Raw genomic sequence first — 13548 nt, forward strand, 5'->3', positions numbered from 1 at the left:
TTGCCGTCTTCCGTACGAATAGTCAATCAATAATGAAAAAAAGAACAGCCTGACTTTTGTGAGAGCCAGGCTGTTCTTGCTACTGCTGCGGTCTCCATCTTACTTTCCAGATACCCTGGTCGTCTTGCCGCATGATATATCCCGTTGTCTCATGGCTTTTATTCTTGTACTCAGTCCAGACAATGGTTTCATCTTCTTTATGTTCAACCCAAATTTTGCTCCCCAGTTCAATCATTTTTTTATTACTTCTCCAGAAATTTCGTTCTCCAACTGGATTTTTCTTCACTTCTTTCAAATATCGCTCGAATGTCGGCTTCTCCACGCCTTCATCCACGATACGCAAGGCGTACTGCATTTCGAGCTGTCCATCTTGCACTGCTCTTACATAAAGCTTCACGATGTCAGTCGGGGACAGCCCTCGCAATAGCTCATCCTTTTTTTCATACATGTAATTGTAATAACGATCTTCTTCCTCCGGCTTTAAATCGAATATGGACGAAGCGGCAGGACTCCCGGTACCGCCTTGGCTCAAATCCACAAGATCTTCTTGGATGGTCCCGTTGCTGTTCAGTTTGAGAAGATAGACGTCTTTGCCTTGGACATAGCTTACGGTATACCAATGAAGCTTTTTATCCTTCCATCCAACTAACATCTCCAAGCCCACGTCTCTTTTTAGCAGAGCCTCTGTCTCGATCATTGTCCAGTCTTTTCGCTGATATCCTTCTTTTGCAAAAATCGAATAGCCCCAGTACTCTTCTGTGCCATCGTCCCCGCTTCCGCCATAATCCTCTACAACTGTGTAAGGGGCCGAAATCTTTTCTTTAATTTGTTCTTGTGTCAACCCAACACGCAAAGCACCGACGATTTCATCTACCGTTTCCATAATCACCTGATCATCAGAAGCCGAGTGAGCCTTTGGATCGGGCTTTGGATGGGTCCCTGGCTCGGCAGACGTTCCCTTCGGCGAATGTATACTCGTCGTGCTTTCCTTTTGCAGTATATAAGGGGTAAACCCGATGACAAGCGCAACCGCAACAAGTGCTGCACTTACAGGGTAGATGAAACGAAACCTTTTCTTGCCCTTCTTCTCGATATTCATGCGAATCCGCTCCTCCAAGCGAGTCGTATCGTCCATTCCGCGCAACAGTGTCCGGTCAGCCGTTTCCTTGAATTCCACGAGCCATTTGTCCAGGTTCATTCCATCCCCTCCTTTTCCAGCAGCACTTTGAGCTTCTGGCGTGCGCGGTGCATTTTCGTATAAATCGCTCCTGCAGACGTATCCAAAATGACCGCGATCTCCTCTACGGGCAACTCCTCGTAGTAGTGAAGAACAATCAACTGACGATAGCTATGCGGCAGCTTCATGACCAGACGGGCAAAACGGGCGCGAAGATCATTTTGCAAAACAGCCGACTCTGCCCCCTCGACTACCTCTATGTCCACTTCCGATTTGAAAAACAAGTGACGGAACGACCACGAGCGCAGATGTTTTTTCGCTTCGTTGACAGCGATTCGGTACACCCATGTCTGCATCGAGCTCTCTTGTCGGAATTTGCCCAAGTTTTTGTAAGCTAACAGGAACACTTCCTGTGTGATATCCTCTGCCAGACTGCGGTCCTTGACCATCAAATACACGAGTCGCAGCACCTTTTTCAAATAGTGCCGGATCAATTCATCAAATAATGCCTCTTTTGTTTTGGTTAAGCTTCTCTCTGTAAGCCCCAGCTTCCTCACTCCCTTCCCACTCTTTTTGATTCAGCTGGCTCCATTATCTTACAGTTTTTTTGCAAAAAAATAATGCGCAAGCCTCGTCGCTTGATTAGCACCGAGACTTGCGCATGATATGAACCTAGATGGCGTCTGCGAGAATTTCCGCGACGTCGCGTGTTTTGACGTGATCTTCCTGCTCTTTGGTCTTGATTCCGTCGTTCATCATCGTCAGGCAGTACGGGCATGCACTGGCGATTTCCGTCGGTTTGACCTCTAGAGCTTGCTCCGTACGTGTGACGTTGACACGAGAGCCCTCATGTTCCTCCATCCACATCAAGCCGCCGCCCGCTCCGCAGCACATACTGTCGCAGCCGCTGCGCTTCATTTCGACCACCTCTACGCCAGGGATGGCTTCGAGGATCACGCGTGGCTTGTCGTAAATTTCGTTGTAGCGGCCCAAGTAGCAGGAATCGTGGTAGGTGATGCGCTCCTTGACTTCCTTGGTTGGCTTCAATTTGCCTTCCTTCACCCACTCCGCCAACAGCTCAGAGTGGTGGTACACCTCTGCCTTCAACCCAAACTCCGGATATTCGTTCTTAAACGTATTGAACGCATGCGGATCGCAGGTGACGATTTTTTTGACTTCATACGCTTCAAACAGGGCGATATTTTCTTGAGCGAGTTGCTGGAACAAGAATTCGTTACCAATACGGCGAGCCGTATCGCCAGAGTTCTTTTCCTCGTTACCCAAAATGGCGAACTTCACACCTGCTTCATGCATGAGCTTCACAAATGCCTGCGAAATTTTTTGGCTGCGCAAGTCAAATGATCCCATCGAGCCTACCCAGAACAAGTACTCGAATTCCTCGACCTGCTTCACAGTTGGCACCTCGTACTCACCGTTCAGACCTTCAATCCATTTCGTCCGGTCTTTGCGGTTAATTCCCCACGGGTTGCCTTGGCGCTCGATATTGTTCAAGGCGCGCTGCGCTTCTGCTGGCATGCTGCCTTCCGTCATAACCAAATAGCGGCGCATATCGATGATTTTATCGACGTGCTCATTCATTACCGGGCATTGGTCTTCACAGTTGCGACAGGTCGTACAAGCCCACAGCTCCTGCTCGGTGATAACATCTCCGATCAAGCTTTTTTCATAGACCGCAGTTGCTCCTTCCGCCGTCGCCGCTACTTCAGATGCTTGGAACGCAATTTGATTGGCAGTCGTCTGTGAAAAAGCGAAGCTCGGCATCCATGGTGTACGCGATGTCACCGAAGCACCTTTTTCGGTCAAATGGTCGCGCATTTTCGTAATCAGATCCATCGGGGAGAGCATTTTTCCCGTTCCAGAGGCCGGGCACATATTTGTGCAGCGACCGCACTCCACACAAGCATACAGGTCGATGAGCTGCGTTTGTGTAAAATCCTCGATCTTGCCGACACCGAATTCTTCCTGTGTCTCGTCCTCGAAGTTAATGCTGGTCAGCTTGCCTGGCGGGTCCAGCTTTTTGAACCACACATTGACAGGCGCAAACAGCAAATGCGCGTGCTTGGACTGCGGCACGTAAACCGCAAAGCCGAGCAAGATGATCAGATGCAGCCACCAGAAAACGTAAAAGCCTACCACTGCACCCGTTGTCCCTACTCCAATCGCAGATAATACGATCGCAAAAACAGAAGAGATCGGAGCGAACGCCGATGGCTCATGTCCGAGCCAAATTTGTTCAAAAGCGAGCGAGAGCAAGACAGTCGCCATCAGAGAGGAGATCAGCAAGAGAACAATCCCTGACTTGAAGCCGCGCTTCAGACGCTTAAGCTTTTCGATATAGCGGCGGTAAAAAGCGTAGCCGACCGCAGCCAAAATGAGAAACGTGGTGATCTCCTGCATGACCGAGAAGTATTTGTGAGCGCTGCCAAAAGGAAGCTCGTAGCCTTTCGAAAGCCCTTTGATAATCAGCTCGATGGCTCCGAATTGCAGGGTGATAAAACCGTAAAACATCACGACGTGCATCACGCCGCTCTTCTTGTCCTTCAGCAGCTTCTTGTGGAAAATGACGTTGTCCAGCATCAGATTGATGCGTGCCCCAAAGTCATTTTTCACATCCGGCTTTTTCCCCAGCTTGATAAACAAGTATCTGCTGTACACGACATGTCCGGCTAAATAAAGCCCGTAAGCGAGAACCAGGAAAAAGGCGATCAAATTAATGAGTGCCAGCATGTTTTCTACTCCCCTCTATTGCAAGTTTGTCTTTGGACGTGGAAATCGTTTTTTCTATCTTATCAGAATCATGGAAATAAATGAATGAGTATTCAGTCAGTCTATTTATTTTTTTCGAAAAATGAAACGATACTGAGCGACCGCTCATAATGGGTACAACTCGATCTTAACACACAAGTTGCGAATCATCCATCCTCTTCGAAGAGTTGGAAATATTCTTATGAAAAAAACAGCTACCTTTATACGGGTAGCTGTTGATCCTGCTTATTTTCCTGAAGCTTCCTTGGTCTCGGCAGTGGTGTGCTCTTTCTTGGACTTTTGCTCCGAGCGTACGTCCGCGAGTGATTTGACCTTGGTTGCTTTGATACGCTTGTTGCGCGGCAGATCAGTCGGCTCCAGATTGTCTACCTCGTCTTGCATGAGTGCTGCGATACCAACTGCTTTGCCTTTTGCAGCGATACAGTATTCGCAGTTTTCTTCATCATGCTCGTGGTATTGCTTCGGCTCTGGATAGGACGTGATAACACCTTCAAAATTACGCAGGACGACTTTATCGGACGCTTGCGAAATGATGTAATTTGGGCTGACAGGAATTTTCCCTCCGCCGTGTGGAGCGTCTACTACAAAGGTCGGAACTGCATAGCCGGAAGTATGGCCGCGCAGGTGCTCAATGATTTCGATACCTTTGCTGACAGGTGCGCGGAAGTGTCCGATTCCCTCTGACAGGTCGCATTGATAGATGTAATACGGGCGAACGCGGATTTTCACCAGGTCCTGCACCAGCTTTTTCATCGTATTCGCGCAATCGTTGATACCGGCCAAAATAACTGCCTGGTTGCCGAGCGGAACACCAGCATTAGCGAGCATCTCGCAAGCCAGCTTTGCTTCCGGTGTAATTTCTTTTGGATGGTTGAAGTGTGTATTAAGCCAAACTGGATGGTATTTTTTCAGGATATTGCACAGGTTTTCGGTAATGCGTTGCGGGAATACAACAGGTGCACGCGTTCCGATCCGAATAATTTCAACATGCGGGATATCGCGAAGGCTGCTGATGATGTACTCCAGTACGCGGTCATTGATCAACAGACCGTCTCCACCGGAGAGCAGTACATCGCGGACTTCTGGTCTTGAGCGAATATAATCGATACAGGCATCCAGCTGTTTCTTTGGCACGCCCATGCCGATCTGGCCGGAAAAGCGACGACGCGTACAGTAACGGCAATACATGGAGCATTGGTTCGTCACCAGGAAAAGCACGCGATCTGGATAACGATGCGTCAGACCAGGTACAGGAGAATCGGTATCCTCGTGGAGTGGGTCTTCCATGTCGTATTTAGTACGAACCATCTCAGAGGATAAAGGTACAGACTGCATGCGAACTGGATCGCTCGGATCGTCTGGATCCATCAGATGAGCATAGTACGGTGTGATGTTGAGTGGAATCGTTTGCGTAGAAATACGTACGCCCTCTTCCTCTTCCGGTGTCAGGTTGATTACCTGCTTCAAATCATCGACCGTCTTGATGGTGTGCGTAAGCTGCCACATCCAGTCATTCCATTGCTCGTCCGTGACATCCTTCCAAAGTTCTATCGAACGCCAATCGCGTTTTGTCGCTACTGTCATGTGCATCCCGTCTCCTCTCGTCTTATGGTGAACCTCTTCGCTTCACTCAATCAACAAGAGATGCAAGTGCCATGCCAACAAATCAAAAGATTTAGAAAATAAGGAATAGAGCGTTTTGTGAGCACTTCTTATCCATTTGATCCTTCGCGAGTCTGCCGAATTTTCGGCACTCAACAGGGAGGGATCATCCGCTGCGAGAGCTTGTATTGCAGTGTCTGTCTTGGGATGCCCAGGAGCTTGGCGGCGCGAAGTACATTGCCGTCCGTTTGCTGCATCGCCTCTTTGATCACCTTTTCCTCTACCTCACGCAAAATTTCGGGCAGCGTACAGCCTTCCTTGGGTAGGAGTTGAGCCGAGATTGGTGCTTCCTTTTTCTCAGACTGCGAGCGTTCCAGCAAATGAGCCGGAAGATGATCCAACAAAATCATGTCCGACTCTACCATATTCATGGCTGCTTCTATGACATGCTCCAGTTCACGGACATTCCCCGGCCACTCATACGCAGCAAACAAACTAGCCACTTCACTGCTGATTCCACGCACATTCATACCGAAGATCTGGTTGAACTTTTCCAAGAAATGATCGATCAGCATATCCACATCTTCTCTGCGCTCTCGCAATGGAGGCAGTTCAAAAGAGACGACGTTGATCCGATAGTATAGGTCAGTTCGCATGACCCCTCGTTCCACGAGTGACTGCGGTGCTTCGTTGACTGCGGCGATTACCCGTACGTCCACTTTGGTCGAATGGCTCCCACCAATCCGTCTGATCTGACCGTCCTGGAGGACTCGTAGCAGCTTTGCTTGCAAATCGAGCGGCATACTGTTTAGTTCATCCAGAAATAGAGTACCACCGTCCGCCAGCTCGAATAACCCTGGTCGATCATCGGCTCCCGTGAAGCTTCCTTTTGTCGTGCCAAACAGCAAGCTTTCGAGCAGTGCGGCCGGAAGCGCGGCACAGTTTTGCGCGATGAATGGCTTACTACTGCGGACAGATGCGTGATGAATAGATTGGACAAACAGTTCTTTTCCCGTCCCGGTTTCGCCGTATATCAACACAGGAGAACTTGTCCGGGCAGCTTTTCGAGCACGTTCTTTGAGGCGTTTCATTTTTTCACTCATCGTCAAAATATCTTCGAAATGGAAAGTTGTTTCATCTACCGCGCGTTTTGTCCGTTTCGGCTTGCTAATTTTGGCCTGAAGATCAACCAAGCGCTCCGACAGTTCTTTTAGCTTGCCGATATCCTTCGCCACCTCGACTGCACCAACTAACCGTTTGCCTACTCTCACCGGAAGTGTCGTGTTGATTGTCTCTACACGCATTCCCTTCCAATTCTTATATGTCTGTGTCTGGTTGTAGATTGATTCGCCACTATCGATAACACGAAGCAGAGTACTCGACTGTTTATCAAGTGAAGGAAAAACCTCCAACAATGGCTTTCCCAACACCTCTTCTGAGGTCAACCCATCGAGCTTGGCTGCGACATGATTGTAGAAAATCGTAATGCCATTTGCGTCCACAACGTGAATTCCTTCATCGATAGCACCCAAGATCGCCTGCAACATTTCTACCGTATCTGACAACGGCATCCTGGCTTTCACTCCTTCCTTCCATTCATGCTGCCAAAAAATCATCACTTCGCCGAATATTCGGCACTTTTACGTTATTATCGATTACGCCCAACCTGAATGGCAAGCATAGCGGTATACAGTAAATGTCCCAATATCCAAATGAGGAACGCTGTCATACTGATCGGGGATTTACTTAACACACTAAATGGGAAAAACGCGACAGAAAAACCGAGCATCCAGTACAGCAAGTATCGTACCGATCGGGCTTTTCGTTCCCACGGGTAAAAGTGCATGAGAAAAAAGGCGACGATCACACTAATCAGCAGATGAATCAATAGTTCTACAATAGAGGGCAGGTTTTCCATGCCCGGTACATAGCTGACATCAATTAAAACGGGAAAGGTATTGGTATCAAACAAACCATCCCCGAGTGCCAAAAAAGCAGCAAGACCCAGACCGGCTATTAGTCCATTTGTGAGTACAAACATGCTGTATCCCCCTCTCACTTCAGCCGCAAGTACTCCTATTGTACGTGCAAAAAACCGCCCTTGCAAAGGGCGGCTTATTTTCCTAGCTCTATTTTCAGCTCATGCTCACCAGCGTACTGCTCATTCATCCATAGCTGGTATGCGATTTCTACCTGTACAGGAACCTCTGCCTCGTAGCGAATTCGCAGCTTGTTCGTATGCGTCTCCATTGAAAACGGGCCATAGGGACTTTGATAGGTAGAATGGGTGCTGGCTCCTTTTTCGAATTGCTGCCTGGTTGAAACACCACCCTGACGGACCAGCGTAATAGACGTATCTGTCAGCTTCAGTGTCGTGCTTACTTCGCCTACGCCCTCCATCTGCTCTTTGTAGGTCAAGTACCACGCGGATGCTTTTTGTACGCGCTTGCCTTCATAGCTGTGGGTCGTTTCTTCCCAGTTGCCTTCGACATGATGCCGTGCCGTCAATTTCACTTGTATGTCTTGCATGCTGCTTCCACACTCCACTTTCTTTCGCTTCCCTTTTATCCATACATTCTACCCTTCATCACTCTTCTGTGGCAACCGCCGCCTCCGCTTTGGCATCCGCCAGCAGGAATCTCATGGTAGCAGCAATCCCGATCGCCGCAAGCAACAGCAGACCCGCCAACACCAAGTATCCGACTCCTGCCCCCGTGTAATCGATCATCGCCGTAAACAAACCAATCAGGACCAGACGCATCATCATGCCGATGGAGTTGAAAAAGCTCATCACCCGCCCCATCTGATGCTTCGGCACAACTGTCATATAGAGCGATTGCCGAATCAATCGCACAGAAGCGTTACTCCACCCGTAAAACGTGTACGCCGCAATCAGCGCCCAGCCATACGGCAAAGCAATCATGACAACAATGGCAATCGCGAATAGCAACGTATTGCCGATCATGGCTGCCAGCTCCCCCATCTTGCGTACGACGATCGCAACGAGTAAACCTGCCGCCACAGCACCTAGTGCATACGTGACCTCTCCTAGCGAATAAACCGAGACACCCGCCTGCAACGTTTGGCTTATGTAAACCGGCTTCAATAAGTTCGTCGCCATAACAGCAATGAAGGGCATAAGTGCGGATATACCAAACAGAAGGAATCCTTTCTTTTGCCGAATGTACCGCCAGCTTTCCATCAGCTGCACCGTCCACGCGACACCCTGGTTTTGCTTCGCTTCTTTTTCCAGTGTGAAGGTATACGTCATGGTAGACAGCAGCGTAAAGGCGAACAAGTACGTAATCGCATTGAAAATAATCACCACATGCAGCCCGTAGGAACTCAGCAAAATCCCCGCAAACGCGCCAGCAAGAACGGATGCTGTCTGTCCTTCGATCTCGAGCAGACTGTTGATGCTATTGTAGTGCTTGGGCTCAAACGTCTCCTGAACCAACGCGGACTGCGTCGGGTAATGAATCTGGTACATAAAGGTCGTCGTCAAATAGATAACAATCAGCATCCACTCGGTGTACTCTCCGAAAAAGCCCCAGATCGCGAGCAGGCCAAGTACGCCAAATCCGATCAAGTTTTCGATTAGAAGCATTTTCTTGCGGGAGTAACGATCGATGAGCGTCCCGATGTACGGCCCAATAAAAAACATCAGTACCGCAGAAGTAAACATCGTGGAGCCCAAAAGTTGAGCAGAGCCTGTCGTTTCCACGAGGAACCAGGCAATCCCGATCATCGTCATGCCTTGCCCAAAACCGGAGAACAAATTGGAAAAGAACAGCTTTCGAAATGGTGCGTAGGCAAATACCTCTCTCATGCAGACAACTCCTTTGTAAGAAAACCTCCGTCGACTTTTCAATCATCTCACTATTATGATTGTACTGACTATTTTATACTTTGTAAACTAAAATGTTTATTAATTTAGTTCAATCTCTCTCACCAATAGGAAAAGCCCCCGGTTCTTTTTCAAAACCGGAGGCTTATTTACACAGATATCTTATTTTACAAAGCTCAAGAGCAGCTCGCGAACGATTTTGGACGCCGCGATTTGCGTCATTTCACTGTGGTCATACACAGGAGCAACCTCCACCAGGTCACAACCGATGACATTCGCACCGTTGTTTGCCATGAAGTGAATGGTATCGAGCAGCTCACGAGACGTGATGCCACCTGCTTCTGTAGTACCTGTTCCTGGAGCGTGCGCAGGGTCCAATACATCGATGTCGATCGACAGGTAGATCGGACGGTTGCCGATGGTAGGCAGCACTTGCTTCACTGGCTCCAGTACATCGTATTTGTACAGGTGCATGTTTTCTTTTGCCCACTCAAACTCGTCCTTCATCCCGCTACGGATTCCGAAAGAGTATACATTTTTACCACCGATCAGGTTGCATACCTTTTTGATCGGGGTGGAGTGGGAGTATTCGTATCCCTCGTAGTTGTCACGCAGGTCTGTATGCGCGTCAAAGTGGAATACGACCATGTCCTTGTACTTTTCATAAACCGCTTGGAATACTGGCCAGGAAACCAAGTGCTCTCCGCCAAGACCCAATGGGAATTTGCCATCTGCCAATACTTTTGCCACGAATGTACGGATCGCGTCCAGACTACCTTCCACGTTTCCAAAAGGAAGTGGAATATCGCCTGCATCAAAGTATTTGATGTCTTCCAACAGCCTGTCCAAGTACGGGCTGTACTCTTCCAGTCCGATAGAAACCTCACGAATACGGGCAGGGCCAAAACGAGAGCCCGGACGGAAGCTCACTGTCCAGTCCATCGGCATCCCGTAAATAACCGCTTGGCTTTCTTCGTAATTCCCGTGACTACGGATAAAGACATTTCCAGAGTATGCTTCGTCAAAACGCATAGGTGTAGTTCTCCCCCGATTAGTCGCGGGTCAGCTCAGCCACAAAGTTAGGCAGTTTGAAAGCAGCGTGGTGAACTTCCGCATTGTAGTATTTGGTGCCCAGATCTTTGATTTTCGCTGGGTCTACTTCCAACGGATCATGTTGCTTGGAAGCGATGGTGAAGCTCCACAGTCCGGATGGATAAGTAGGGATGCTGCAAGTGTAGAGACGAGTAACCGGGAAGATCGATTTCAGGTCTTTGAACACACGCTTGATCAGTTCACGGTTGAACCAAGGAGATTCCGTTTGAGCAACCATGATACCGTCTGGTTTCAAAGCATCGTGGATGCCTTGGTAGAAACCTTTTTCGAACAGACCTACAGCAGGTCCTACTGGCTCTGTAGAGTCGACCATGATCACATCGTACTCACCTTTGTGGTCATGAATATGTTTAATACCATCGATGACTTGTACATCTACACGCGGATTACCTGTCAATGCACTCGCAATCTCAGGGAAATATTTTTTGCAAGACTCAATGACGCCACCGTCGATTTCAGCCAGAACTGCTTTTTCTACAGACGCGTGCTTTACGATTTCACGAATAGCACCGCCATCGCCGCCGCCTACAACCAGAACCTTTTTCGGGTTTGGATGCGTATTCAGCGCGATATGAGAAATCATTTCATGGTAGACAAACTCATCGACATCGGTAGTCATAACCATGCCGTCGAGCACTAACATGCGACCAAACTGCTTCGTATGAATTACGTCGATTTGTTGAAACTCGGATTTCTCACTGTATAGGGTCTCTGTAATTTTCGTTGTTATCCCGTGATTTTCCGTCTGTTTTTCGGTGTACCACAATTCCATGTTCATGGCTATGTAACCTCCTTCAATTAACCGCATGAAAATACAATATAACAAGAAAATTATAGTAGCTGTCTTCCAAATTGCAAGATATTTTTCTAGCAAGGAAAGTTTAACCAGCTTGCGAGCGACACATACTACTAGTAACGTAGTATGTCCTATTTTATTTATTCAACCGCAGAAAGGAGGAGAGGCACACATGGAAGTCATTCGCGAAGCCCCATTGCTGCGCTATTTGCGTTGGGCTAAGAAATTCGTAAAATTTACCATTCTCAGCCTATTATGTTTCTCTTTTGCCATCTTGCTGCTCATTTTGTACTTACGCTCACAACCACTCCCGGAAACATTTGTAAAGCAAACCACGACGATTTACGCTTCCAATGGAGAGGTTTTGGATACGATGCACCGTGGCGAGAACCGGATTTCTGTGCCGCTTGCAGAGATTTCACCAGCATTGCTTGATGCGACCATTGCTATCGAGGATCGTTCGTTCCGCGAGCATTTCGGTTTTGATTGGAAACGATTAGCCATGGCTGCTTATGTCGATGTCGTTAACATGGACATGCGTCAAGGTGCCAGTACCATCACCCAACAATTGGCGAGAAATCTGTACCTCAGTTTGGACAAGACATGGGAGCGAAAAATCAAGGAAGCCCTGCTTGCGATTCAGCTTGAACTGAATTACAGCAAGGATGAAATATTAGAAATGTACGTGAATCAGATTTATTACGGTCATTCAGCCTATGGCGTACAAGCTGCTGCCCAAACCTATTTCGGCAAGGACGCCAAAGATTTGACGGTTGCAGAGAGCGCCATGCTCGCAGGTATCCCTAAGGGTCCTACTTATTATTCACCTTTTGTCGATTTGGAACGCGCCAAAGCCAGACAAAAGCTCATTTTGGATGCGATGGAGCGCGACAATCTACTGACATCGAAGGAAGCAGAGCAAGCCTACGCGGAACCAATCAAGCTGAAGCAGCGAGCAAACGATAAGGTAACCGAGCCAGCTCCTTATTTCCGCGATTACATCGCTACTTTGGTAAAAAACAAATATGGCATTGACGAAGAAAAATTTATTCATGGCGGTCTCAAAATCCACACGACCCTTGATCCAGTTGTACAAAAAAAGGCCGAGGATATTGTTGCCTCCGTCTTACCGAAGAATAATCCGAATTTGCAGGTAGCCCTCGTCGCCATGGACCCTGCTACCGGCTATATCAAAGCGATGGTAGGTGGACGTGACTACAAGGTGAGTCAGTTCAATCGCGTGCTTAGCAAGCGCCAGCCCGGTTCCTCCTTCAAGCCGATCATGTATTTGTCAGCCTTGCAAAACGGCTATACACCGCTCACGTTGATGAAAAGCGAACCGACCGTTTTTACCTACGATAACAATAAGCAGTACATTCCCGGGAATTTTGGTGGAAAATATCCAAACGCACTGATCAACATGCGTGAAGCAATCAAAACCTCCGACAATATTTATGCCGTCAAGACCATTGATTTTCTCGGGCCGCAAAAAGTGGTTGATCAGGCAAAGCAATTAGGTATTACCAGCTCGATGCAAGCAGTTCCCTCTCTCGCACTGGGAACTTCACCTGTCTCTCCCTTAGAGTTAAACGCAGCTTATGCAGCAATCGTCAACAAGGGACAAGCAGTGAAGCCCATTGCGATCACTTCCATCGAGGACAGCGAGGGCAACCTTTTGGTTGAAGAAAAACCAGAGAAAACGCAGGTAGCCGATCCTGTCGCATCTGCTCTTTTAGTCAATATGATGCAAAGTGTATTTGAACAAGGCGGTACGGGATATCGCGTAGCTGGTGAGATGAACCGACCGGTAGCAGGGAAAACAGGATCAACGGATTATGACGCTTGGCTGAGCGGATTCACTCCGCAGCTGGTTTCGACCGTATGGGTAGGTTACGACAAAAATCAAAAAGTCGATGATGTAAAGGAAGGCTATCTGTCCAAAAAAATCTGGGCCCAGTTCATGGAAAGTGCGCTCAAAGGTCAGCCCCCTGCCCTCTTTGACATGCCAGCTGGTGTTGTTTCTGTCTATATCGATCCCGCTTCTGGAAAACTGGCGACCGAGCATTGTCCGAATCCACAGCTCTTTTATTTCGCCAGCGGAACAGAGCCTCAAGATTATTGCATGAATCACATCCCAAAAAACGAGACACCAACACCTTTAAAGCCGCCGGATTCTTCGACCTTTTGGCAGCGCATGGGCAGTTGGTGGAAACCAGATCACTAAAG

Annotated in this window: 11 protein-coding genes; 1 reads left to right on the plus strand and 10 read right to left on the minus strand. The window is 48.3% G+C overall.

What is annotated here, in order from left to right:
* Positions 1-79: 79 nt before the first annotated feature.
* From HP401_RS06855 to speE, 10 genes are all read right to left on the minus strand, one after another.
* Positions 80-1198: a hypothetical protein gene (locus HP401_RS06855; protein WP_173604524.1), complete on the minus strand. Its 1119-nt coding sequence runs from the start codon at positions 1196-1198 to the stop codon at positions 80-82.
* Positions 1195-1734: a sigma-70 family RNA polymerase sigma factor gene (locus tag HP401_RS06860; RefSeq protein ID WP_173604525.1), complete on the minus strand. Its 540-nt coding sequence runs from the start codon at positions 1732-1734 to the stop codon at positions 1195-1197. The genes HP401_RS06855 and HP401_RS06860 overlap by 4 nt, the downstream gene beginning before the upstream one ends.
* 115 nt (positions 1735-1849) lie before the next feature.
* A complete protein-coding gene (locus HP401_RS06865; protein ID WP_173604526.1) occupies positions 1850-3925 on the minus strand; it encodes a heterodisulfide reductase-related iron-sulfur binding cluster in 2076 nt (691 codons plus the stop codon).
* A 264-nt stretch (positions 3926-4189) separates the two neighbouring features.
* Positions 4190-5554 (minus strand): lysine 2,3-aminomutase, encoded by a 1365-nt coding sequence (gene kamA, locus HP401_RS06870; RefSeq protein ID WP_173604527.1) that lies wholly within the window; start codon positions 5552-5554, stop codon positions 4190-4192.
* A 164-nt stretch (positions 5555-5718) separates the two neighbouring features.
* Positions 5719-7137 (minus strand): sigma-54 interaction domain-containing protein, encoded by a 1419-nt coding sequence (locus HP401_RS06875; protein ID WP_173604528.1) that lies wholly within the window; start codon positions 7135-7137, stop codon positions 5719-5721.
* Between the two features lie 77 nt (positions 7138-7214).
* Positions 7215-7607 carry a hypothetical protein gene (locus tag HP401_RS06880; RefSeq protein WP_015893672.1) on the minus strand — a complete coding sequence of 131 codons (393 nt, stop codon included), beginning with the start codon at positions 7605-7607 and terminating at the stop codon, positions 7215-7217.
* Positions 7608-7681: 74 nt separating this feature from the next.
* Positions 7682-8095 carry a YwiB family protein gene (locus tag HP401_RS06885; protein WP_173604529.1) on the minus strand — a complete coding sequence of 138 codons (414 nt, stop codon included), beginning with the start codon at positions 8093-8095 and terminating at the stop codon, positions 7682-7684.
* 58 nt (positions 8096-8153) lie between these two features.
* The gene (locus tag HP401_RS06890) at positions 8154-9395 is read right to left on the minus strand and encodes an MFS transporter (RefSeq protein ID WP_173604530.1); all 1242 of its coding nucleotides are present in this window, start codon (positions 9393-9395) and stop codon (positions 8154-8156) included.
* A 180-nt stretch (positions 9396-9575) separates the two neighbouring features.
* Positions 9576-10445, minus strand: a complete 870-nt coding sequence (gene speB, locus HP401_RS06895; RefSeq protein WP_017252411.1) for an agmatinase — start codon at positions 10443-10445, stop codon at positions 9576-9578.
* Positions 10446-10464: 19 nt separating this feature from the next.
* Entirely contained in the window at positions 10465-11298 is an 834-nt protein-coding gene (speE, locus tag HP401_RS06900) for a polyamine aminopropyltransferase (RefSeq protein ID WP_026134007.1), read from the minus strand.
* A 196-nt stretch (positions 11299-11494) separates the two neighbouring features.
* Here speE and HP401_RS06905 point away from each other — a divergent pair, with 196 nt between their 5' ends.
* The gene (locus tag HP401_RS06905; RefSeq protein WP_173604531.1) at positions 11495-13546 is read left to right on the plus strand and encodes a transglycosylase domain-containing protein; all 2052 of its coding nucleotides are present in this window, start codon (positions 11495-11497) and stop codon (positions 13544-13546) included.
* Positions 13547-13548: the final 2 nt, after the last annotated feature.

Source organism: Brevibacillus sp. HB2.2, assembly GCF_013284275.1.
Lineage (GTDB): Bacteria > Bacillota > Bacilli > Brevibacillales > Brevibacillaceae > Brevibacillus > Brevibacillus brevis_D.